This is a genomic window from Streptomyces sp. NPDC044044, assembly GCF_056434405.1.
Window position 1 is genome coordinate 688,634 of sequence record NZ_JBWKFG010000003.1, and the last position, 21,281, is coordinate 709,914.

A 21,281-nucleotide genomic window follows, 5' to 3' on the forward strand; every position below is an offset into this window, starting at 1 on the left:
CCCGTTCATCATGCGATGACGGGAGGAACGTAGAGCAGCACGGTGATCTGCGCCAGACCCCGGTAGGGGATCAGTGTCAGGAGTGGCGGGTCACTCCGTGGGGCGCTTGAGGCGCGCCACGAACTTGTAGCGGTCGCCGCGGTAGACCGAGCGGACCCATTCCACCGGCTGCCCGCCGCCGTCCAGCGAGTGCCGGGACAGGAGCAGCATCGGCAGGCCGACGTCCGTGCCGAGCAGGCCCGCCTCGCGCGGGGTCGCGAGCGAGGTCTCGATCGTCTCCTCGGCCTCCGCGAGATGGACGTCGTACACCTCGGCGAGTGCCGTGTAGAGCGAGGTGTACTTGACCAGTGAGCGGCGCAGCGCGGGGAAGCGCTTGGCCGAGAGATGCGTGGTCTCGATGGCCATCGCCTCGCCGTTGGCCAGGCGCAGCCGCTCGATCCTGAGCACCCGGCCGCCCGTGGAGATGTCGAGCAGTCCGGCGAGGGTGTCGTCGGCGGTGATGTACCCGATGTCCAGGAGCTGTGAGGTGGGTTCGAGACCCTGGGCCCTCATGTCCTCGGTGTACGAGGTGAGTTGGAGGGCCTGGGAGACCTTGGGCTTGGCCACGAAGGTGCCCTTGCCCTGGATCCGCTCCAGGCGGCCCTCGACGACCAGCTCCTGAAGGGCCTGGCGCACCGTCGTGCGTGAGGTGTCGAACTCGGCGGCCAGGGTGCGCTCCGGGGGGACCGGGGTGCCGGGCGGCAGCGTCTCCGTCATGTCGAGCAAGTGGCGCTTCAGGCGGTAGTACTTGGGCACGCGCGCGGTGCGGCCGACTCCCGTGGCCGCCCCGGTGTCCGTGGCCGAGGACGCGCCCGCGTCGGTTCCCGTACTGCCCGCGTCTGTGCCCATGCTCTGCCTTCCCGGCTCCTGTGCTGCTGCCGTCACCGGCTCCTCCGTCTGTCGCGGCTCACATCGTGGCACGTACCGGGCTGAGCGGACCGTGCCCGCTCAGGTGTCGGTCCGATAACGGACCTGACAGCCCTTCTTATACACCCTTGACACCCCTAAAGGTCTAGGCCAAGCTCCCCGTACTGGTCTACACCATTAAAGACCAGGTTCCAGTCCCACGGGCAGATCTCGGTCCTATTGGTCGCTGCGGGTGGGGGGTTGACTGGCATCCCTTGAGGAGGGTGACGTGAAGCGCAAGCTCATAGCGGCCATCGGTGTCGCGGGCATGTTGGTCTCGATCGCGGCCTGTGGCAGCGACGACAGCGACGACAAGAAGGCCGGGGCGGACGGCTTCAAGGGGGAGACCCTGACGCTCTGGGCGATGGACGGCTCCACGCCCGAGGGCTGGACCAAGGACGTCAAGGCCGCCTTCGAGAAGAAGACCGGCGCCAAGCTGAATCTCGAGATCCAGCAGTGGAACGGCATCCAGCAGAAGCTGACCACCGCCCTCTCCGAGGAGAACCCGCCGGACGTCTTCGAGATCGGCAACACCCAGACCGCCGCGTACGCCAAGACCGGTGGCCTCGCCGACCTCAGCGATCTCAAGGAAGGGCTCGGCGCCGACTGGACCGAGTCGATCAACAAGTCCTCGGTCGTGGACGGCAAGCAGTACGCCGCCCCGTGGTTCGTCCTCAACCGCGTCGTGATCTACAACAAGAAGGTCTGGGCCGACGCCGGCATCAAGGAGACCCCCAAGACCCGCGCCGAGTTCCTCAAGGACCTCAAGACGATCGAGTCCAAGACGGACGCCGAGCCGATCTACCTGCCGGGCCAGAACTGGTACCACTTCGTCGGCCTGACCATCGGTGAGGGCGCCGAACTGGTCAAGAAGGACGGCGACAAGTACGTCTCCAACCTGACCGACCCCAAGGTCGCCAAGGCCATGAAGACGTACAAGGAGTTCGCGGACCTCTCCAAGGCCCCCAAGAACAAGGACGAGGCCACCCCGCAGCAGGCCGAGGTCTTCGCCAAGGGCAAGACCGGCGCCTTCATCGGCATGAGCTGGGAGGCCGCGACCGCGATCGAGGCCAGCAAGGACAAGAAGTTCAAGGACAACATCGGCTACTTCACCATCCCCGGTGCCACGGCCGACAAGCCCGAGGGCGTCTTCCTCGGCGGCTCGAACCTCGCCGTCGCCGCGACCAGCAAGAAGCAGGAGCTCGCCAAGGAGTTCCTGAAGATCGCGCTGAACGACAAGTTCGAAGGTGCGCTCGCCAAGGAAGGCGGCGTCATCCCGAACAAGCAGGCCCTGGAGGCCCAGCTCAAGGGCAACCCGGCCGCCGAAGCCATGGCCCCCGCCACTGCCGGTGGTGGCACGACCCCGCTGATCCCGGAGTGGGCCGCGGTGGAGAACCCGCCGAACCCGATCAAGAACTACATGACCGCGGTGCTGAACGGTAAGTCGAACGACGCGGCCGCCAAGCAGGTCGAGGGCGAGCTCAACAAGCGCCTGTCGCAGAAGCAGTAAGGACGCGCTCCCGCCGGGGACTTCGGGCCCGGGGTGTCACCCACCCCCGGGCCCGCTGCCCCGGCACAGCGCTGCGTTCCGCGATGCCCACGAAAGAGATGGCGAGCATGACCGTGCAGACCGAACGGCCGCCCACCGGCCCGCCGGACGTCGTGAAAACGGACGGACGGCCGGGAGATCCGGGCAAGCCCCGCGAGCGTGCCCGGTCGCTCGCCCCTTATCTGCTCCTGCTTCCCGCGATCGCGGCCACGCTCGTGTTCCTCGGCTGGCCCCTGGTCAACAACGGGATGCTGTCGTTCCAGAACCTCAACATGAGGCAGTTCATCCTCCACCTCACGGAGTGGAACGGGATCGACAACTTCAAGGAAGTCCTCACCGGAGAGGACTTCTGGCGCGTCACCGGCCGCTCGATCGCGTTCACCGCGGTCAACGTCGCGCTGATCATGCTGATCGGCACCCTGGTGGGCCTGCTGCTCGCACGGCTCGGCAAGCGGATGCGGACGTTCCTCCTGGTCGGGCTCGTGCTCGCCTGGGCGATGCCGGTCATCGCGGCGACGACCGTCTACCAGTGGCTGTTCGCCCAGCGCTTCGGTGTAGTGAACTGGGTCCTGGACAAGGCCGGCTGGCACTCGATGGCCGACTTCGACTGGATGGGCAGCCAGCTCTCCACGTTCTTCGTGGTCATCTTCCTGATCGTCTGGATGTCGGTCCCCTTCGTGGCGATCAACCTGTACGCCGCGACGACGGTGATCCCCAAGGAGCTCTACGAGGCCGCGTCGCTGGACGGCGCAGGCGCCTGGAAGCGCTTCACGAACGTCACGCTGCCCTACCTGCGGCCCTTCCTCTACGCGACGACGTTCCTGGAGATCATCTGGGTCTTCAAGGCGTTCGCGCAGGTCATGGCGCTCAACGAGGGCGGCCCTGACCGGCTCACCGAGATCCTGCCCGTCTACGCCTACATCGAGGGCATGGGCAACCAGCACTTCGGCATGGGTGCCGCGATCGCGCTGCTCACCATCGTCATCCTGTTGGCCCTGACCGCCTTCTACCTGCGGATCGTGCTCAAGCAAGAGGAGGACGAGCTGTGACGCGCACTGCTTCGTCGAGGTTCCGGCGGATCTGGCCCAACGCGGTGGCCGTCGTACTCTTCATCGGCTTCGTCTTCCCGGTCTACTGGATGTTCGCCACGGCCTTCAAGCCGACCGGCGACATCATCAGCGAGAACCCGGTGTGGATCCCGACCGACGTGACGTTCGAGCACTTCAAGACGGCCGTGGACGCCGACCACTTCTGGACGATGGTCGGCAACTCCCTCACCGTCACGCTGCTCGCCGTGGTCTTCTCGCTGATCATCGGCCTCGCGTCGGCGTTCGCGCTCGCCCGGATGCGGTTCAAGGGCCGCAAGGGCTTCATCATCGGCTTCATGCTGGCCCAGATGGCGCCCTGGGAAGTCATGGTCATCGCGATCTACATGATCGTGCGTGACGCCGACATGCTGAACAGCCTGGTCCCGCTCACCCTCTTCTACATGGTGATGATCCTGCCCTTCACGCTCCTGACGCTGCGCGGCTTCGTCGCCGCGGTGCCGCGCGAGCTCGAGGAGTCGGCGATGGTGGACGGCTGTTCACGGATGCAGGCCTTCCGCCGGGTGATCCTTCCGCTGCTCGCGCCGGGCCTGATGTCAACCTCGCTCTTCGGCTTCATCACCGCCTGGAACGAATTCCCGCTCGTCCTTGTCCTCAACAAGGAGGCGGAAGCCAAGACCCTGCCGGTGTGGCTGTCCGGATTCCAGACCGCCTTCGGTGACGACTGGGGTGCCACCATGGCCGCCGCCTCGCTCTTCGCCATCCCGATCCTGGTCCTCTTCGTCTTCCTGCAGCGCAGGGCCGTCAGCGGTCTGACCGACGGCGCCGTGAAGGGATAACACGCCATATGACGACACTCACCCGCCCCACCGACACCCTGACCCGCGACGCCCTGACCGTCCTGCAGCCCGGCTTCGTCGGGACCAGCGCACCGGACTGGCTGCTCCGCAGGATCGGTGAAGGCCTCGCGTCGGTCGGCCTGTTCGGCCGCAACATCGCCTCGCCCGAACAACTGGCCGCACTGACGGCACAGTTGCGCGCGGAGCGTGACGACGTCCTGGTCGCCATCGACGAGGAGGGCGGTGACGTGACCCGCCTCGAGGTCCGCTCCGGCTCCTCCTTCCCCGGCAACCACGCGCTCGGCGCGGTCGACGACACGGCGCTGACCCGTGACGTGGCCGCCGAGCTCGGCCGCCGGCTCGCCGCGTGCGGCGTCAACCTCAACTGGGCGCCGTCCGCCGACGTCAACTCCAACCCGGACAATCCCGTCATCGGCGTACGTTCCTTCGGCGCGGATCCGCTCCTGGTGGCCCGGCACACCGCCGCGTACGTCGAGGGGCTGCAGTCCGCGGGCGTCGCCGCCTGCACCAAGCACTTCCCGGGGCACGGCGACACCGCGGTCGACTCGCACCACGACGTGCCGCGCATCGGGGTCGACCCCGAGGTCCTGCGCGCCCGCGACCTCGCGCCGTTCCGGGCCGCGATCGCCGCGGGCACGCGCGCCGTGATGAGCGCGCACATCCTCGTGCCGTCCCTGGACGCGGAGTACCCGGCGACGCTCTCGCGCCGCATCCTGACGGGCATCCTGCGCGAGGAACTGAACTTCGACGGCCTCATCGTCACGGACGGCATGGAGATGCAGGCCATCTCCGCCACGTACGGGATCGAGCGCGGCAGCGTCCTGGCCATCGCCGCGGGCGCCGACGCGATCTGCGTGGGCGGCGGCCTCGCGGACGACGAGACGGTCCTGCGCCTGCGGGACGCGCTGGTCGCCGCCGTCCGCACGGGCGAGCTCTCCGAGGAGCGCCTCGCCGACGCGGCCACGCGCGTACGGGCGCTGGCCCACTGGACCTCGGTGCCGGGCGCGGCCGACCGTTCGGGGGGCGCGCCCGGCACCGAGATCGGCCTGGTCGCGGCCCGCCGCGCCCTGACGGTCACCCGGGGCGAGTCCTACGCCGCCCCGCTCACCGAAGCCCCGTTCGTCGCCGCCTTCACCCCGATGGCCAACATCGCGGTGGGCGACGAGACCCCGTGGGGCGTGGCCGCGGAGCTGGAACGCCTGCTCCCCGGCACACAGACGGGCAGTTTCACCGGCGCGGACGCGGGCGCGCTCGCGCTGGCCGAGGCGGGGGAGCGGCGGATCGTCGCCGTCGTCCGCGACGCCCACCGCCACGCGTGGATGGCGGAGTCCCTGAACACACTCCTGTCCGCCCGCCCCGACACGATCGTGGTCGAGATGGGCGTCCCTCAGTCACCCCCGACGGGCTCCCTGCACATCGCCACACACGGCGCGGCAAGGGTCTGCGGCCTGGCGGCGGCAGAGGTCATCACGGGCGCCTAGGAGCGCCCCGTAGGGGGCGCGGGGAACTGCGCGCCAAGCCCCCACGCACCCGCAGGTGCGGCCGCGAACAAAAGGTGCCGGGGCGCCCCCGACAGGGGTCGGCCCGGCACCTTCGCCCTAGGCCCAGGGGCCCGCTTAAAGCCCCTGCCAGGCAGGCTTCGCCGCGTACGTGGCCCGGAAGTACTCCCCAAGCTTCAGCTTGGAGGCAGCCGCTTCGTCCACGACGACCGTCGCATGCCGGTGCAACTGCAGAGCCGAAGCCGGAACAACCGCGGCGACAGGCCCCTCCACCGTCGCGGCGACCGCGTCCGCCTTGCCCTCACCCGTGGCCAGCAGCACCAGATGCCGGGCCTCCAGGATCGTCCCGATCCCCTGGGTGATCACGTGGTGCGGCACCTGCTCGATGTCCCCGTCGAAGAACCGCGCGTTGTCCACCCGCGTCTGCTCCGTCAGCGTCTTGATCCGTGTACGCGAGGCGAGCGAGGAGCACGGTTCGTTGAACCCGATGTGCCCGTCCGTGCCGATCCCGAGCAGCTGGAGGTCTACACCCCCGGCCGCCGCGAGCTCCTGGTCGTACGCCTCGCAGGCCGCCTGCACGTCCTGCGCGCTGCCGTCGGGCCCCATGAAGGACTTCTCGCTGAGCCCCAGCGGCTCGACGACCTCGCGCAGCACCACGGAGCGGTAGGACTCGGGGTGCCCGGCGGGCAGCCCCACGTACTCGTCGAGCTGGCAGATCCGCGCCCGCGAGGCATCCACGGCACCGGAGCCGACCTTGGCGGCCAGGGCTTCGTAGATGGGCAGCGGGGTGGATCCGGTGGCGACACCGAGCAGGGCGTCAGGCTTACGGCGCACCAAGGCGGCCATGGCCTCCGCGATGAGCTCGCCGCCTGCCTTGGCGTCCGGGACGATGACAACTTCCACGCTGGGCCTGCCGATCTGGAGAGGGGACTCACGGGGGACAATGTGGTATAGACCAATCTAGCAGAGCTGGCCCGCCCGGACCCCAGGTTCCCGGGCTTCGGTTCACTTCGGTTCGCTTCGGTTCCGGCTTGGCTCGCTTCGGTTCCCGCGTTCCATGCTCGGCTCTCCGGCCCGCCCCCGCCCGTCGAGCAAGCCACGCCCCGAGCGGGGAAAGTGGGAGGAGGGGGCCAGGCCCTTCAGCCCGTCCTCGACCGGCTGTGCGGACGCGGCGCAGACCTCGTGGTCGTCGGCCCGAAGGCGCAGGCCAGGACCCGGACGCCCCGCGCGCCCTGGCGAAGGTGACGGAGACCCGCTGACGCGGGGCGTCACACCCCGAGCACCGAACCGCCCGTCGCGTCGATGTACTGACCGGTGATCCACCGTGCGTCGTCCGAGGCGACGAAGCTGACGATGTCCGCCACGTCCGCGGGCTGGCCTATGCGGTCGAAGGTCGAGTACCCGGCCATCTGGGAGCGCTGCGCCTCGGGAATCCCTTCCATCATCTCCGTCTCGATGATCCCCGGCGCCACCGCGTTGACCGTGATCCCGCGCGGGCCCAGGTCCTGCGCCAGGGTGTGCGTCAGGACATTCAGCGCGCCCTTCGTCATCGAGTACCCGATCGTGATCGGGAAGGCGATGCGGGTGACGCCCGAGGAGATGTTGATGATCCGGCCGCCGTCGCGCAGCCGGCCGAGGCCCTTTTGGATGACGAAGAACGGCGCCTTCACATTGACCGCGAACACCCGGTCGTAATCCGCCTCCTGGACCTCTCCCACCTGGCTGTAGAGCCCGATCCCCGCGTTGTTCACCAGGATGTCCAGGCCGTCGGCATGCCGGTCGAACTCGGCCCAGAGGGCATCGGCGTCGCCGGGGACGCCCAGCTCCGTGCCGAAGGCGAAGGCGGAGCCTCCCGCGGCCTCGATCGCCGTCACCGTCTCCTTCGCCGCCGTCTCATTGCTGCCGTAATGCACGGCGACCCGTGCGCCGTCCCGCCCGAGCCGCTCGGCGATGCCCCGCCCGATGCCGCGGCTTCCGCCCGTGACCAGTGCCGTCTTCCCCGCAAGCGTGCCCATGAGAGCCGCCCCCTATTTCTCTAGTGGTCGTTACAGAAAGAACCGTAGCCGACCCCGGGCCGTTTTTCTAGCGCCCGCTATACAATTCACTCCATGGCGACGAAACAGCGCGGGCGTCCCCGCTCCTTCGACCGGGAGACCGCACTGGAGCAGGCCCTGAGCACCTTCTGGGAGCACGGGTACGAGGCGACATCGGTCACGGACCTCACCCGGGCCATGGGCATCGGCGCCCCCAGCATGTACGCGGCCTTCGGTGACAAGCAGTCACTGTTCGAGGAGGTCGTGGTGCTGTACGGGCAGACGCACGGCTCCATCAGCGAGCGCGCCTTCGCGCAGGAGCCGACCGTCCGCGGCGGAGTCGCGCGGATGCTGCGCGAGGCCGCGGACAAGTACACGGAAGCCGGGCACCCCCGCGGCTGCCTCGTCATCTACGCCGCGACGAACTGCACGACGCCGGAGGTCGAAACCGCCCTGCGCGACCGGCGCAACGCCAACATCAGCTCCATCGAGAGCCGCATCAGGGCCGCCACCGCCACGGGCGAGCTCCCCCCGCACACGGACGCCCCCGCCCTGGCCCGCTACACCGGAGCCGTGCTCCAGGGCATGTCCCAGCAGTCCCGCGACGGCGCGAGCCGGCAGGAGCTGGAGGCGGTCGCCGAGCTGGCCATGCGGGTCTGGCCCGAGGTATAAGTCCGCAGGGGGCGGCGGGCGTCCGCCGGGCGACAAGTGAGAGAAAGAGACAACAACAAACATCTGCCGACGCGTAGACACAGGTGAATGGTCTAGTCCACAATGCGTTGGTAAAGCATCCGTCCTTCCCGCACAGGAGGACGGACCGAGGAGCCGGCACTCTCTGCCCTGACCGTGTCGGATCCTCCGATCGGCCGTCCGGTACCGCACATTCCGGTGGTCGGTGTTCCTGAAGGGCTGCGGTGCCGTGGGTGGGTTGAGGGTCCCGCCCTGGCGCCGCGGCTCGTCGGGAATCGCCCCGGGCGGACCCGCCGGACGTGCCAGGTACGCTCGCACACGTGCCCTCCATGAACGACCTCGTACGCCAGCACACCGCTCTCGGTGACTCCGATCTCGAGTGGCTGCATCTGCTGGTCTCGGAGTGGCAGCTGCTCTCCGACCTCTCCTTCGCCGACCTCGTGCTGTGGGTCCCCACTCGCGACGGCACCCGCTATGTCTCCGTGGCGCAGATGCGGCCCAACACCGGCCCCACCTCGTACCAGGACGACATGGTCGGCCACCTCGTCCCGCGCGGCCGCCGCCCGCTGCTCGACGCCGCCCTGGACGAGGGCCGCATCGTGCGCGAGGGCGACCCCGAGTGGCGTGAAGAGGTGCCGGTGCGGGTCGAGTCCATTCCCGTACGCAGGGAAGGACGCGTCCTGGGTGTCATCGCCCGCAACACGAACCTGCTCACGGTGCGTACCCCCTCGCGCCTGGAGCTGACCTACCTTCAGTCGGCGTCCGACCTGGCGCAGATGATCGCCGCCGGGTCCTTCCCGTTCCCCGGCCAGCAGGTCGACATGGACGCGTCGCCGCGCGTGGGCGACGGTCTGCTCCGCCTCGACGCCGACGGCATCGTCCAGTACGCGTCGCCGAACGCGCTCTCCGCGTACCACCGCCTCGGCCTCGCCGCCGACCTGGTCGGTCACCACCTCGGCACGGCGACCGCCGAACTCGCCCCGTCCCGCGGCCCGGTGGACGAGGCGCTCGCCAAGGTCGCCAGCGGCTGGGCGCCCCGCGAGTTCGAGATCGAGGGCGGCGACGGCGTGATCCAGCTCCGCGCGATCCCGCTCAAGCCCAAGGGCCCGCGCATCGGTTCGCTCGTACTGCTGCGCGACGTCACGGAACTGCGCCGCCGCGAGCGGGAGTTGATCACCAAGGACGCGACCATCCGGGAGATCCACCACCGGGTGAAGAACAACCTCCAGACGGTTGCCGCGCTCCTTCGCCTGCAGGCACGCCGCATCGACTCCGCCACCGGCCGCGAGGCGCTCGAAGAGGCCGTACGCCGCGTGGGGTCCATCGCCATCGTGCACGAGACGCTGTCCCAGAACCTGGACGAGCGCGTGGAGTTCGACGAGATCGCCGACCGCGTCCTCGCGATGGTGGCGGAGATCTCACCCGGCAAGGTCACCGGCCGGCGCACCGGACGCTTCGGCATCCTGGACGCCGAGGTCGCGACCCCGCTGTCGATGGTGCTCACGGAGGTGCTGCAGAACGCCCTGGAGCACGGCTTCCAGGAAGGCGACACCGGCACGGTCGAGGTCTCCGCCGTCCGCGGCGGCACCAGCAAGGACGGCCGTCTGCTCATCACCGTCCAGGACGACGGCGTCGGCCTGCCCGACGGCTTCGATCCGCACCGCTCCGGCAACCTCGGCCTGCAGATCGTCCGCACCCTGGTCGAGGGCGAGATGGGCGGCACGTTCGACATGGTGCGGGCCCCGGAGCGCGGCACGCAGGTCGTCCTCGACATCCCGGTGCGCGGCGACAAGTAGCGCGGGGGAGGGGGAAGACCACCCCTCCGGCACCGCACATGCAAAGCAGTGAGCCCCGGACCGAAGTGGTCCGGGGCTCACTGCTCACGTTGCGTTGCGCATCGGGGGTACTGCGCGGCTGCGGCTCGGGGGCGGGAGATGCGTACTCGCTGTACGCGCCGCCGGGCTCAGGCTCGTAGGGGGCGTGAGCGTCAGGCGCTTGCCTGGCGTGCACGGTTGCGAGCGGCGCGACGCTTCATTGCGCGGCGCTCGTCCTCGCTGAGGCCACCCCAGACGCCGGAGTCCTGGCCGGACTCGAGCGCCCACTGCAGGCACTGCTCCATGACGGGGCAGCGGCGGCAGACGGCCTTGGCTTCCTCGATCTGCAGCAGCGCAGGACCGGTGTTGCCGATGGGGAAGAAGAGCTCGGGGTCTTCCTCGCGGCAAACGGCGTTGTGACGCCAGTCCATGGCTGCTACCTCTCCTTGGTATTACATGCAGGTTGCTTGTGAATGTGAACGCTTTCACGAATCCCCCGACAACGGAAGGGACTTTCGTCACATACGCGACGATGTCCTATGAGTTGAGGAGGGGGTTCTGGCTCTCTGTGGGGCCGATGTTGCGGGCCGTCCCGATCGCCATGTAGAGATTCGCAAACCTCGGCGGCGGATACAACCCCTTCCGGCAAGTTTTTTTTGATTCCTCAGTGTCGGCTGGGTCACAGCCGTACTTCTATGGGGTGGACCCTGGCCTAAACGTTCGAGTGAAAGGACTTTGGGCCCTTCTACTCACACAATCACACGCAGTGCACGGCGTACGCCTGTGAACGTCACGCTCGTGCGCAGCCCCAGGTGGTCACCGTCCATCTGAAGGGGGAGCGGCACCTTCGAATGCAAGGTGAAGTCGGTGAGGTCATGGAGCGTAACCGCGTGCTTGCCGTGTGGTCCGCGATCGGGCGTCGACGTCAGGAGCTGCGTCCCGTACCGGGCCACCGCGGTGGTGGAGAGCTTCTTCAGACCGAGCACGTCAAGGCCCGTGTCGAAGGAGGCCTGCGGGGACGCGTACATCGGGCGATTGCCCAGGTAGGTGTAGGGAGAGGTGTTGCAGACTATGGAGAGCACGAGGTCGGTGACCGGGTCCTCGCCGGCCCGTTCCAGCGTGATCATTCCGTGCCTGCGGTGCGGCTCGTCGAGGAACTGACGGAACACCTGGCGCAGATACAGCGCATGGGTGGACCGCTTCCCGCGCTCCCTCTGCTGTTCGACCCGGCCCACCACTCCGGCGTCGAAGCCGAATCCGGCGGCGAAAGTGAACCAGTGCCCGGGGACGGCCTCGTCCTCCGTGCCGGGGGTGCCCGACAGGTGGCCCAGGCTCACTGTCCGTTCGCTTCCCTCACGCAACGCGTCGAGCAGGGCGCCGGTCGCCTCCACGGCGTCGTTGGGCAGACCGAGGGCGCGCGCGAAGACATTGGTGGACCCGCCGGGGACGACGGCCAGGCGGGGCAGACGGTCCGGGGCGGGGCCGTCGTGCAGCAGTCCGTTGACGACCTCGTTGACCGTGCCGTCCCCGCCGAGGGCGACGACCAGCTCGATGTCCTTGCTCTCCGCGGCCTGTCTGCCGAGGTCCCGGGCATGGCCGCGGTACTCGGTGGTGACCGCCTCGAGTTTCATCTCGCTCGCCAGCGCGTGGATCAGTACGTCACGCGTGCGCGCGCTGGTGGTGGTTGCCGCTGGGTTGACCACAAGGAGTGCACGCATGCGAAGCAGAGTACCTAGCGGTCTTTACCTGGCCTAGACCGAGGGTGCGGACCGGGGCCCGGAGCGCGGACACGCACAGCTACGCTGCAAGGGTGAGTACTGAGCGGAACCCCACCCCCGAAGCCCCGGAATCAGGCCCGCGTCCCGGACGTCTGACGGCCGCCGCGGCCCTCGCCGCACTGGAGGGCGTCGCACTCATCGCCGCCGGTGTCTACATGCTCGTGATGGGCCTCGCGGGTGACCCCGACAACCCGGAACAGGCCACGACGGGCGGCATCACGCTGATCGTCCTCGCGCTCCTGCCCCTGCTCGCGGCCCGCGGCCTCCTGCTCCGCCGCAGCTGGAGCCGGGGGCCCGCCATCATCACGCAGATCATGGCTCTTCCGGTGGCCTGGCAGCTGCTGCAGGCCGACAGCATGGCCATCCCGGCCGGCATCGCGCTCGCCGCCGTCGCGGTGGCCGCGCTCGTCCTGCTGGTCAACCCCGCCACGACCGAGGCGCTCGGCATCCGGGGCCCGGGGAACGTACAGGACGACGTGAAGTAGCCGTCCCGCACGAGACGTCCCGAAGGAGCAGGCCAGGAGGGGCGGCCTGCTCCTTCGTCACTCCTCGACGAGGAGCTTCTCGCGCAGCTGCGCGAGTGTGCGGGCGAGAAGCCGGGAGACGTGCATCTGGGAGATGCCGACTTCCTGTGCGATCTGCGACTGCGTCATGTTGCCGAAGAACCGCAGCAGCAGGATGCGCTTCTCGCGCGGTGGAAGGTCTTCCAGGAGCGGTTTGAGGGACTCCCTGTACTCGACGCCCTCCAGGGCCTCGTCCTCCGCGCCCAGGGTGTCCGCGACCGCCGGGGACTCGTCGTCCGTGTCCGGGACGTCCAGGGACAGCGTGGAGTACGCGTTGGCGGACTCCAGGCCCTCCAGGACCTCCTCCTCCGAGATGCCCAGCTTCTCGGCGAGCTCGTGCACCGTGGGGGAGCGGCCGTGCAGCTGGGACAGCTCGGCGGTCGCCGTGGTCAGGGCGAGCCGCAGCTCCTGCAGGCGCCGCGGGACCCGGACCGCCCAGCCCTTGTCGCGGAAGTGGCGCTTGATCTCGCCGACGACCGTGGGCGTCGCGTACGTGGAGAACTCCACGCCGCGCTCCGGGTCGAAGCGGTCGACGGACTTGATCAGGCCGATGGTGGCGACCTGCGTCAGGTCGTCAAGGGGCTCGCCGCGGTTGCGGAAGCGGCGGGCCAGGTGCTCGACGAGCGGCAGGTGCATGCGGACCAGCCGGTTGCGCAGCTCCGCGTACTCGGGGCTGCCGTCCTTCAGCTCGCGCAGCTCGATGAACATCGCGCGTGCACCGCTGCGGTCCTGCGGATTATGCCGGGTGTGCTGCTGCTCACCGTGTTCGCTCATGTATCCCGCCCGTTGCGCGCCGCCCCGGGCGGAGGGCTTTGCGCGCTCCTCCTGGGCGGTCGGCTCTGCCTGCTCCGACGCATCAGCCACAGTCGACGGACCCGGCTGCTCCGGGTCCTGAGGGTGCGGCCTGGCCTGCTGCTCGGGGATGCCCGTGAACGCGGGCTCCGACGGAGCCTCGCGCCCCTTCGTCGGTGTCCCTCCCCGACGACCGGACAGACCACGTGTGCCGCGCTCTTCGTCCCGCACCGGCCCCTCCCCGTCCCTCACGCCGGCCCGGGTCCCGCGCCGCGCTTCTTGTAGAGGCTGATCGAGACGGTGTTGTCCTCGGCCACGGTGGAGTCGACCTGACCCGCGAGGGCGGACAGCACAGTCCAGGCGAAGGTGTCCCGCTCCGGGGCCCGGCCATCGGTGGTCGGTGCGGAGACGGTCACCTCAAGGGAGTCGTCGACGAGCCGGAAGACGCAGCTGAGCACCGAACCGGGCACGGCCTGTTGAAGCAGGATCGCGCAGGCCTCGTCGACCGCGATGCGCAGGTCCTCGATCTCGTCGAGAGTGAAGTCCAAACGCGCCGCGAGACCGGCCGTGGCCGTACGCAGCACCGACAGGTAGGCACCCGCAGCCGGAAGGCGGACCTCGACGAAGTCCTGATTCCCGGGCTCGCCTGCGATCTGGGACACCCTCACCTCCAAGGTGGTACAAGCACTTTCGGGGCTCCAGGTCCGCCGTCCAGCGGCGGTCCGGACTGCGTCACACGGGTAACGCACCACGTAGTTCTGCGGTGACGCTACCGCGCTCCCCAATTCCGTGTCCCGGGGACCCCGCTCCGTTGCTGTCACTCATAGTAAGCCTAAGGGTACGGAGAGTGGCTAGGGGTCTCACGGTCCCAATTGGAGAGTACGGGCGTCGGGTTGACGTACCCAGGCCTCAGACGATCGAACCGTCCACGAAGCACCAACGCCAGCTCTCACCCGGTTCGAAGGTCCTCATCACCGCGTGTCCGGTGTCCTTGAAGTGTCCCGTCGCGTGCTGGAAGGGCGAGGAGTCGCAGCAGCCCACATGCCCGCAGTCCAGGCAGAGGCGCAGTTGCACCGGGTGACTGCCGACCGCCAGGCACTCGGGGCAGGTCTCGCTCAGCGGCGCCGGCTCGGGGTGAGGCAGCGCTGCGACATGCGGGCACTCGTTCATGATTGCCAGGTTACGACGGGAACGGGTATCTCGGAGGGCCGGACCGATGGACGTATTGCCCTTGGTGGCGCTGATCGCGGCGAGTGCCGCGGTGGCCGGAGCCGCGCGCTGGACGCCGGTGCCCGCACCGCTGCTGCTCGTCGCGGTCGGACTCGTCGCCGCCTACGTGCCGGGGGTCCCGGACTACCACCTGGACCCGCACATCGTGCTGCCGCTCATCCTGCCGCCCTTGCTGCACACCGCGGCCCTGGAGAGCTCGTACCTGGATCTGCGCGCCAACATCAGACCCGTGGCGCTGCTCTCGGTCGGGTACACGCTCTTCGCGACCCTCGCCGTCGGCTGGCTCGCGTATCTGCTGATCCCCGATCTGCCGCTGACCGCCGCGCTGGTCCTCGGCGCGGTGATCGCGCCGCCGGACGCGGTGGCGGCCACGGCCATCGCGCGGAAGGTGGGGCTGCCTTCGCGGATCACCACGATCCTGCAGGGCGAGTCGCTGGTGAACGACGCGACCGCGATCACCGCCTTCAAGGTCGCCCTGGCGGCGGCGGTCGGCGAGGGCGCCAGCTGGGCGGGCGGGATCAGGGAGTTCCTGATGGCCGCGGTCGGCGGGGTCGGTGTCGGGCTGATCCTCATGGTGCCGATCCACTGGCTGCGCCGGCACATGAAGGAGGCGATGCTGCAGAACACCCTCTCCTTGCTGATCCCCTTCGTCGCGTACGCCGCCGCCGAGCAGGTCGGCGCCTCCGGAGTGCTCGCCGTGGTCGTCGTCGCCCTGTTCCTGGGGCACCGCTCCTGGGAGGTCGACTTCGAGACGCGGCTGCAGGAGGCCGCTGTCTGGAAGGTGGTCGCGTTCATCCTGGAGTCGGCGGTCTTCGCGCTCATCGGCCTGCAGCTGCCGCTCGTGATCGAGGGGCTCGGTGAGTACAGCGGCGTACAGGCGGCCTGGTACGCGCTGGGGGTCTTCTTCTTCGTCGTGCTCGTGCGCTTCGTGTGGTCGTATCCGGCGACCTATCTGCCGCGGATCCTGTCGACGCGCATCAAGGAGCGGGAGAGCGACATGGACTGGCGGCGGCCGCTGATCGTCAGCTGGGCCGGGATGCGCGGTGTGGTGTCGCTGGCGATCGCCTTCTCGATCCCGCTCGTCATGGACGACGGGGAGCCGTTTCCGGCGCGCAACCTCGTGCTGTTCCTGACCTTCACCACGGTGATCGGCACGTTGGTCGTGCAGGGTCTCTCGCTGCCGTGGCTGATCCGGGTCCTGAAGCTGCCGGGGCGGGACGCGCAGGCGGAGACGCTCGCGGAGGCGCAGGCGCAGAACGCCGCCTCGCAGGCCGCGGAGCAGCGGGTGGACGAACTCATGGAGGACGAGCGCAACTGCCTCCCACAGCCCCTCCAGGACCGTCTGCGGACCGTCCTGGAGCGACGGCGCAACTCCGTGTGGGAACGGCTCGGTCAGCCCAACCCGGTGACGGGGGAGTCCGCGGACGACACCTACCGCCGGCTCGCCCGCGAGGCGATCGCCGCCGAGCGGGAGGTGTTCGTGAAGATGCGGGACGAGCGGCGCATCGACGACGAGATGATGCGGACGCTGCTGCGGAAGCTGGACCTGGAGGAGGCGGCCGCCTACCGGGAGGTCGAGGACTGAGCCGCGGGTGGCGCGGGCTCCGTGGCCGTGATCACCGCGGTGACCTCGGTGCCTGGGGGAAACGCGCCCTCTTCGGAGAGGGCTGTCAGCGCGTACAGGAGCTTGGCCACGTAGACGCGCTCCACGGGGAGGCCGTGCCGGTCCTCGAAGTCGTTTGCGAACGCGGTGAGTTCGGGTGACGTGCGGGCGTAGCCGCCGAAGTGGAAGCGTTCGTCCAGGTGCCAGTTGGTGGTGGGTGCGCCGAAGGTCCGCTGTTGCAGCGCCCGTATCTCGGGGCCGAGGAAGCCGCCCTTGAGCACCGGTATGCCGAGGGCGCGCTGGTCCGGGGCGAGGCCCGCGGCCATTCCGGCGAGGGTGCCGCCGGTGCCGCAGGCCACGGCCGCCGTGCGGGCGTGGCCGCGCAGTTCCTCGCCCAGGGCCGTGCAGCCCTGTACGGCAAGGGAGTTGCTGCCCCCTTCGGGGATGACGTAGGGATCGCCTGCGCCTGTCGCGCGCAGGAGGGCGGCCAGGACCTCCGGGTCGGTCTTCCTGCGGTACGTCGATCGGTCGATGAAGTGCAGGCGCATTCCGTCGGCGGCGCATTGCGCCAGTGACGGGTTCAGGGGGCGCTCGGCGAGTTCGTCGCCGCGGACCACGCCGATCGTGTCCATGCCGAGGAGGCGGCCCGCCGCGGCGGTCGCCCTGAGGTGGTTGGAGTAGGCGCCGCCGAAGGTCAGCAGGACCTCGTGTCCCGCTGCGACGGCGGCGTCCAGATTCGGGGAGAGCTTGCGGTATTTGTTGCCCGGCAGATCCGGGTGGATCAGGTCGTCCCGCTTGAGTACGAGGGTGAGGCCGTGCCGCGTGAACCGGTCGTCCCGGAGCTCTTGGAGCGGGGACGGGAGCCTGGGGCGCGGGCTGGTCGGCGGGGTGGTGCTCACCCCGCCATTCTGCCCGGCACCGTGCCGGCGGGCACGGCCACGGTCTGCTACTTGAGGCGTTCCTCGATGCGCTCCCGCATCGTCTTCATGGTGAAGCCCCGGGGGTCCACCTTGCCCGGCTGCCATTCGAGGTGGCCGATCACCGAGCGCTGATTCCAGCCGTGGACGCGGCAGATGGCTGCCGAGACCTTCTCGATCGCCTCCAGCTGCTCGTCGGGCCAGGGGTCCTCGCCGTCGCCGAGGTTCTCGCACTCGAAACCGTAGAAGTGGCGGTTTCCGTCGGTGTTCGCCTCGTTGTCCGGCGGGAGGGCCTTCTCGGCGATGACCGCGCGCAGGACGTCGTCGTCGCCGAGGCCCGCGTGGTTGGCGCGGCCGTACCCGACGAGGTGGACGCGGCCGTCCTTGGTGATGACGCCGTGACAGAGCGGGCCGGGCAGCGAGGCGTGACCGTCGCGGCAGATCTCCACCGTCCGCTGGCTGCCCGATGTGACCGTGTGGTGGATCATCACGCCGTGCACGGGCCCCCACGGCCCCGTGTGGTTGCGGTTGTGATGCTCCCAGTCGCCGACTTCGACGACGGTCACCCCTTCGTCCCTGAGGATGTCGAGGAACCTGCCCGCAGACATGGGTGGGGCCATGGCCGACTCCTTTGCGGAGCACGACGGCCGCCGACCGCGGACCGTCTTGTAAGCCCGCTTTTACCCGGAACCACGGTGCCCGGACCAGTCGTTCGGAACTATTCCGTCGCTGTTCGGGCACCGTGCGAGCCGATCTGGTCAGCCGCGGTGGTGGTCACCGCTGTGCAGGAACGCGTCGCCGTTCGTCGCGATGTGTGCCTCGAGCGCCTGCAGGGCCTGCTGGGTGGCCTGGGGGGTGCCCGTGCCGTGCTGCTGCGCGTAATACGCCGCGCCCAGCTTCTTCAGGAGATCGCCGCCCGTGCGCTGTGCCTGCACCTCGTCGATCTTCTGTTTGCCCTGGTTGAGTCCGCGCTGCGCCTGTTCTTTGGCGCGATCCAGGAAGCCTGCCATTGCCGTCTCCTACGGATTGGTGCGGATTGGTACATATCAGTACAGAGCGTATCCGTCGTTGTGTCCTGTTCAACGGCTGCACGGATCTTGGAGTTCCCCGCCGCCGGAGCCCCGGTTCCTGGTACGCGGGTGAGTGCCCCGTCTCGCGTGATCCATTCCCGCTCGTTTGTGTAATGGCGCCGACACGCACCGTGCTGGAAGGGTTGACGGCGCAGATCAGCGCTTGATCGGGAGGGCATTGCCAATGTCGGTAGGCGAAGAGATCCGTACGGACGAGTCCAAGCCGCAGCAGAGCTTGGGCACGTCGGCCGCACGGAACCTGGCCACCACCACCAAGTCCGCGCCGCAGATGCAGGAGATCAGCTCCCGCTGGCTCCTGCGGACGCTGCCGTGGGTGCAGGTGCAGGGCGGTACGTATCGAGTGAACCGGAGGTTGAGTTACTCGGTCGGCGACGGCCGGGTGACGTTCGTGAAGACCGGGGACCGGGTGCAGGTGATCCCCGCGGAGCTCGGCGAGCTGCCGGTCCTGCGGGATTACCAGGACCTCGAGGTCCTGGGGGAGCTGGCCCAGCGCTGCCAGCAGCGGGAGTTCGCCGCGGGCGCGGTCATCACCTCCTTCGGCAGCCAGGCCGACGAGGTGTTCCTGCTCGCGCACGGCAGGGTCGAGAAGATCGGCACCGGTCCTTACGGGGACGACACGGTCCTCGCGTCGCTCGCCGACGGCGCCTATTTCGGCGAGCAGGCCCTGCTCGACCCGGAGGCCATCTGGGAGTTCACGACGCGCGCGGTGACCGCGTGCACCGTGCTCACGCTGCCCCGCCAGGACCTGGAGCAGGTCGCGGAGCGCGCGGACTCGCTGCGCGAGCATCTGCAGCGGCTGCGGTCCATCCCGGCCCAGCGGACGAACCAGTTCGGCGAGGCGCCCATCGACCTCTCCGCGGGACACGTCGGCGAAGCCGTGCTGCCGGGCACCTATGTGGACTACGAGTCGGCACCGCGTGAGTACGAACTGAGCGTCGCCCAGACCGTTCTGCGCATCCACACGCGCGTGGCCGACCTCTACAACCAGCCGATGAACCAGACCGAGCAGCAGTTGCGGCTGACGGTCGAGGCGCTCAAGGAGCGCCAGGAGCACGAGCTGATCAACAACCGCGAGTTCGGGCTGCTCAACAACTGCGAGTACGAACAGCGGCTGCAGCCGCACGACGGCGTGCCGAGCCCGGACGACATGGACGAACTGCTCAGCCGCAGGCGCGGATCGAAGCTCTTCCTGGCCCACCCGCGCGCGATCTCCGCGTTCGGCCGCGAGCTCAACAAGCGCGGGCTCGTCCCGGAGACCATCGACATGGGGGGCAACCGCATCCCCACCTGGCGCGGCGTGCCGATCTTCCCGTGCAACAAGATCCCGGTCACCGAGGCCCGCACCACCTCGATCATCTGCATGCGTACGGGCGAGGAGGAGCAGGGTGTCGTGGGCCTGCACCAGACCGGCATCCCGGACGAGATCGAGCCGAGCCTGTCCGTGCGCTTCATGGGCATCAGCGAGCAGGCGATCATCTCGTACCTGGTGTCGACGTACTACTCGGCGGCGGTGCTCGTGCCGGACGCGCTGGGCGTCCTGGAGAACGTCGAGATCGGCCGCTGGCAGTGAGGCCGTGTCTGCGGACGCAGCTGCGGGTACACCCCTTCCGTACGCGCCCGCAGGCCCAGGAAACGCCACCGTCCGCATCCTCCCCGGGGTGAGTCCATGACGGACACGACGACGGACATGACGGATACGGCCCAGGGCCCCGCCGAACAGGGGCCCGTCGAGGAGAACGAGGGGCACGAGGCGTACGAGACGTCCGAAGCGGCGGAGATCCTGACATCGGCGCGGCTGAGCGTCGACCCGGAGCTGCGCAGGGCGATCGACTCGCTGCCCGGAGCGATGCGCCGCATCGCGCTCTACCACTTCGGCTGGGAACACGCGGACGGCTCACCGGCGGCCGGGCACGCGGGCAAGGCGATCAGGCCCGCGCTCGTGCTCGCCGCGGTGCGGGCCCTCGGCGGGGACCAGGCCATGGCCGTCCGGGCCGCCGCGGCAGTGGAGTTGACCCACAACTTCACCCTGCTGCACGACGACGTCATCGACCGCGACACCACCCGCAGGCACCGGCCCACCGCGTGGACCGTGTTCGGTGAACCCGACGCGATCCTGGCCGGTGACGCGATCCAGGCGCTGGCGCAGCGGCTGCTCGCCGAGGACCCGCACCCCGGGGCCTCGGCGGCGGCCGCCCGGCTCGCCTCCTGCGTGGTGGAGCTCTGCGAGGGGCAGCAAGCGGACTGCGCCCTCGAACAGCGCGGCCCGGACGAGGTCACGCTCGACGAGTGCCTCGCCATGGCCGAGGCCAAGACGGGGGCGCTGCTCGGCTGCGCCTGTGCGATCGGGGCGCTGTACGCGGGGGCGGGGCGCAGCGAGGTGGAGGCGCTCGACGGGTTCGGCCGTGAGGCGGGGCTCGCCTTCCAGCTCATCGACGACCTGATCGGCATCTGGGGCGATCCGGGGCACACGGGCAAGCCGGCCCGTGCCGACCTCGCGGCCCGCAAGAAGTCCCTGCCGGTGGTCGCGGCGCTGGCCTCCGGCACCCCGGCAGCCGCTGAACTGGCCGAGCTGTACGGACGCCCGTCGGGCCCGGGCGAGGACGGCGACCTGGAGCGCATGGCGCACGCCGTCGAGGCGGCGGGCGGCAGGGACTGGGCGCTCATGCACGCGGCCGACCGAATGTCCCGCGCGATCAACCAGCTGGCCCGCGCGGTGCCGGTCCCGGAGTCGGCGGGCGGCCTGCTGACGCTCGCGGAGTTCGTGACGCGGCGTACGCACTGAACATACGGAGGCGCACGGAGACGTACGGAGGCGTATGGGGCGTACGGAAATCTACGTACCGAGCGTACGGAGGCGTACGGGGATGTACG

General features: G+C 69.4%; 21 protein-coding genes and 1 pseudogene. 11 read left to right on the forward strand and 11 right to left on the reverse strand.

What is annotated here, in order from left to right:
• Window positions 1-90: 90 nt before the first annotated feature.
• Window positions 91-888, reverse strand: a complete 798-nt coding sequence (locus tag AC07AG_RS14035; RefSeq protein ID WP_478754977.1) for a GntR family transcriptional regulator — start codon at window positions 886-888, stop codon at window positions 91-93.
• Between the two features lie 286 nt (window positions 889-1,174).
• Between AC07AG_RS14035 and AC07AG_RS14040 the strand changes: the two genes are divergently transcribed.
• The 4 genes from AC07AG_RS14040 (at window position 1,175) to AC07AG_RS14055 (ending at window position 5,881) form a co-directional block, all read left to right on the forward strand.
• Window positions 1,175-2,455 (forward strand): extracellular solute-binding protein, encoded by a 1,281-nt coding sequence (locus tag AC07AG_RS14040; RefSeq protein WP_478754979.1) that lies wholly within the window; start codon window positions 1,175-1,177, stop codon window positions 2,453-2,455.
• Between the two features lie 107 nt (window positions 2,456-2,562).
• Complete coding sequence (locus AC07AG_RS14045; RefSeq protein ID WP_478754981.1) at window positions 2,563-3,543, forward strand: carbohydrate ABC transporter permease; 981 nt, start codon at window positions 2,563-2,565, stop codon at window positions 3,541-3,543.
• A gap of 29 nt (window positions 3,544-3,572) precedes the next feature.
• Window positions 3,573-4,379 (forward strand): carbohydrate ABC transporter permease, encoded by an 807-nt coding sequence (locus AC07AG_RS14050; protein WP_478755555.1) that lies wholly within the window; start codon window positions 3,573-3,575, stop codon window positions 4,377-4,379.
• 8 nt (window positions 4,380-4,387) lie between these two features.
• Window positions 4,388-5,881 (forward strand): glycoside hydrolase family 3 protein, encoded by a 1,494-nt coding sequence (locus AC07AG_RS14055; RefSeq protein WP_478754983.1) that lies wholly within the window; start codon window positions 4,388-4,390, stop codon window positions 5,879-5,881.
• 135 nt (window positions 5,882-6,016) lie between these two features.
• On the opposite strand, the gene nagB is transcribed toward AC07AG_RS14055, so the two are convergent.
• Complete coding sequence (nagB, locus tag AC07AG_RS14060; protein WP_249592844.1) at window positions 6,017-6,802, reverse strand: glucosamine-6-phosphate deaminase; 786 nt, start codon at window positions 6,800-6,802, stop codon at window positions 6,017-6,019.
• 162 nt (window positions 6,803-6,964) lie between these two features.
• Here nagB and AC07AG_RS14065 point away from each other — a divergent pair.
• Window positions 6,965-7,158: pseudogene (locus AC07AG_RS14065) on the forward strand (SIS domain-containing protein); the annotation flags it as partial.
• Between the two features lie 9 nt (window positions 7,159-7,167).
• On the opposite strand, the gene AC07AG_RS14070 reads toward AC07AG_RS14065, so the two are convergent.
• Window positions 7,168-7,914: an SDR family oxidoreductase gene (locus tag AC07AG_RS14070; RefSeq protein WP_478754985.1), complete on the reverse strand. Its 747-nt coding sequence runs from the start codon at window positions 7,912-7,914 to the stop codon at window positions 7,168-7,170.
• 93 nt (window positions 7,915-8,007) lie between these two features.
• On the opposite strand from AC07AG_RS14070, the gene AC07AG_RS14075 reads away from it, so the two are divergent.
• Window positions 8,008-8,604, forward strand: coding sequence for a TetR/AcrR family transcriptional regulator (locus AC07AG_RS14075; RefSeq protein WP_478754987.1), 597 nt, complete (start codon window positions 8,008-8,010; stop codon window positions 8,602-8,604).
• 347 nt (window positions 8,605-8,951) lie between these two features.
• Window positions 8,952-10,418: a sensor histidine kinase gene (locus tag AC07AG_RS14080; RefSeq protein WP_478755557.1), complete on the forward strand. Its 1,467-nt coding sequence runs from the start codon at window positions 8,952-8,954 to the stop codon at window positions 10,416-10,418.
• 191 nt (window positions 10,419-10,609) lie between these two features.
• Here the strand turns inward: AC07AG_RS14080 and AC07AG_RS14085 are convergent, their stop codons facing one another.
• Both AC07AG_RS14085 and AC07AG_RS14090 read right to left on the reverse strand, forming a co-directional pair.
• Window positions 10,610-10,867: a WhiB family transcriptional regulator gene (locus AC07AG_RS14085; RefSeq protein WP_016639615.1), complete on the reverse strand. Its 258-nt coding sequence runs from the start codon at window positions 10,865-10,867 to the stop codon at window positions 10,610-10,612.
• 318 nt (window positions 10,868-11,185) lie between these two features.
• Window positions 11,186-12,154, reverse strand: a complete 969-nt coding sequence (locus AC07AG_RS14090; protein WP_478754989.1) for a diacylglycerol/lipid kinase family protein — start codon at window positions 12,152-12,154, stop codon at window positions 11,186-11,188.
• 92 nt (window positions 12,155-12,246) lie between these two features.
• On the opposite strand from AC07AG_RS14090, the gene AC07AG_RS14095 reads away from it, so the two are divergent.
• A complete protein-coding gene (locus AC07AG_RS14095) occupies window positions 12,247-12,699 on the forward strand; it encodes a hypothetical protein (protein ID WP_478754991.1) in 453 nt (150 codons plus the stop codon).
• A 57-nt stretch (window positions 12,700-12,756) separates the two neighbouring features.
• Here AC07AG_RS14095 and AC07AG_RS14100 read toward each other — a convergent pair whose 3' ends face one another.
• The 3 genes from AC07AG_RS14100 to AC07AG_RS14110 form a co-directional block, all read right to left on the reverse strand.
• Window positions 12,757-13,821, reverse strand: coding sequence for an RNA polymerase sigma factor SigF (locus AC07AG_RS14100; RefSeq protein ID WP_478754993.1), 1,065 nt, complete (start codon window positions 13,819-13,821; stop codon window positions 12,757-12,759).
• The gene (locus AC07AG_RS14105) at window positions 13,818-14,231 is read right to left on the reverse strand and encodes an ATP-binding protein (RefSeq protein ID WP_030780840.1); all 414 of its coding nucleotides are present in this window, start codon (window positions 14,229-14,231) and stop codon (window positions 13,818-13,820) included. Before AC07AG_RS14105 ends, AC07AG_RS14100 begins: the two co-directional genes overlap by 4 nt.
• 247 nt (window positions 14,232-14,478) lie before the next feature.
• Entirely contained in the window at window positions 14,479-14,739 is a 261-nt protein-coding gene (locus tag AC07AG_RS14110; RefSeq protein ID WP_478754995.1) for a UBP-type zinc finger domain-containing protein, read from the reverse strand.
• A gap of 46 nt (window positions 14,740-14,785) precedes the next feature.
• Between AC07AG_RS14110 and AC07AG_RS14115 the strand changes: the two genes are divergently transcribed.
• Window positions 14,786-16,384 (forward strand): Na+/H+ antiporter, encoded by a 1,599-nt coding sequence (locus AC07AG_RS14115; protein ID WP_478754997.1) that lies wholly within the window; start codon window positions 14,786-14,788, stop codon window positions 16,382-16,384.
• Here AC07AG_RS14115 and AC07AG_RS14120 read toward each other — a convergent pair.
• The 3 genes from AC07AG_RS14120 to AC07AG_RS14130 all read right to left on the reverse strand — a co-directional run bounded on the left by AC07AG_RS14120 (window position 16,363) and on the right by AC07AG_RS14130 (window position 18,329).
• Complete coding sequence (locus AC07AG_RS14120) at window positions 16,363-17,301, reverse strand: 1-aminocyclopropane-1-carboxylate deaminase/D-cysteine desulfhydrase (protein ID WP_478754998.1); 939 nt, start codon at window positions 17,299-17,301, stop codon at window positions 16,363-16,365. The genes AC07AG_RS14115 and AC07AG_RS14120 overlap by 22 nt on opposite strands.
• A gap of 47 nt (window positions 17,302-17,348) precedes the next feature.
• Window positions 17,349-17,939 carry an N-acetylmuramoyl-L-alanine amidase gene (locus AC07AG_RS14125; RefSeq protein WP_478755000.1) on the reverse strand — a complete coding sequence of 197 codons (591 nt, stop codon included), beginning with the start codon at window positions 17,937-17,939 and terminating at the stop codon, window positions 17,349-17,351.
• A 138-nt stretch (window positions 17,940-18,077) separates the two neighbouring features.
• Window positions 18,078-18,329: a hypothetical protein gene (locus AC07AG_RS14130; RefSeq protein WP_478755001.1), complete on the reverse strand. Its 252-nt coding sequence runs from the start codon at window positions 18,327-18,329 to the stop codon at window positions 18,078-18,080.
• Between the two features lie 244 nt (window positions 18,330-18,573).
• On the opposite strand from AC07AG_RS14130, the gene AC07AG_RS14135 reads away from it, so the two are divergent.
• Both AC07AG_RS14135 and AC07AG_RS14140 read left to right on the forward strand, forming a co-directional pair.
• Window positions 18,574-19,980 (forward strand): family 2B encapsulin nanocompartment shell protein, encoded by a 1,407-nt coding sequence (locus AC07AG_RS14135; RefSeq protein ID WP_478755003.1) that lies wholly within the window; start codon window positions 18,574-18,576, stop codon window positions 19,978-19,980.
• Between the two features lie 96 nt (window positions 19,981-20,076).
• Complete coding sequence (locus tag AC07AG_RS14140; protein ID WP_478755005.1) at window positions 20,077-21,192, forward strand: family 2 encapsulin nanocompartment cargo protein polyprenyl transferase; 1,116 nt, start codon at window positions 20,077-20,079, stop codon at window positions 21,190-21,192.
• The last annotated feature ends 89 nt before the right edge of the window (window positions 21,193-21,281 follow it).

What these genes read in the sequence shown, in the direction of transcription:
- AC07AG_RS14090 (WP_478754989.1), bottom strand. Translation starts at nt 12,154, where the DNA reads ATGCGTGCACTCCTTGTGGTCAACCCAGCGGCAACCACCACCAGCGCG.
- AC07AG_RS14070 (WP_478754985.1), bottom strand. Translation starts at nt 7,914, where the DNA reads ATGGGCACGCTTGCGGGGAAGACGGCACTGGTCACGGGCGGAAGCCGC.
- AC07AG_RS14130 (WP_478755001.1), bottom strand. Translation starts at nt 18,329, where the DNA reads ATGGCAGGCTTCCTGGATCGCGCCAAAGAACAGGCGCAGCGCGGACTC.
- AC07AG_RS14035 (WP_478754977.1), bottom strand. Translation starts at nt 888, where the DNA reads ATGGGCACAGACGCGGGCAGTACGGGAACCGACGCGGGCGCGTCCTCG.
- AC07AG_RS14045 (WP_478754981.1), top strand. Translation starts at nt 2,563, where the DNA reads ATGACCGTGCAGACCGAACGGCCGCCCACCGGCCCGCCGGACGTCGTG.
- AC07AG_RS14115 (WP_478754997.1), top strand. Translation starts at nt 14,786, where the DNA reads ATGGACGTATTGCCCTTGGTGGCGCTGATCGCGGCGAGTGCCGCGGTG.
- AC07AG_RS14110 (WP_478754995.1), bottom strand. Translation starts at nt 14,739, where the DNA reads ATGAACGAGTGCCCGCATGTCGCAGCGCTGCCTCACCCCGAGCCGGCG.
- AC07AG_RS14085 (WP_016639615.1), bottom strand. Translation starts at nt 10,867, where the DNA reads ATGGACTGGCGTCACAACGCCGTTTGCCGCGAGGAAGACCCCGAGCTC.
- AC07AG_RS14080 (WP_478755557.1), top strand. Translation starts at nt 8,952, where the DNA reads ATGAACGACCTCGTACGCCAGCACACCGCTCTCGGTGACTCCGATCTC.
- AC07AG_RS14125 (WP_478755000.1), bottom strand. Translation starts at nt 17,939, where the DNA reads ATGGCCCCACCCATGTCTGCGGGCAGGTTCCTCGACATCCTCAGGGAC.
- AC07AG_RS14075 (WP_478754987.1), top strand. Translation starts at nt 8,008, where the DNA reads ATGGCGACGAAACAGCGCGGGCGTCCCCGCTCCTTCGACCGGGAGACC.
- AC07AG_RS14140 (WP_478755005.1), top strand. Translation starts at nt 20,077, where the DNA reads ATGACGGACACGACGACGGACATGACGGATACGGCCCAGGGCCCCGCC.
- AC07AG_RS14055 (WP_478754983.1), top strand. Translation starts at nt 4,388, where the DNA reads ATGACGACACTCACCCGCCCCACCGACACCCTGACCCGCGACGCCCTG.
- AC07AG_RS14135 (WP_478755003.1), top strand. Translation starts at nt 18,574, where the DNA reads ATGTCGGTAGGCGAAGAGATCCGTACGGACGAGTCCAAGCCGCAGCAG.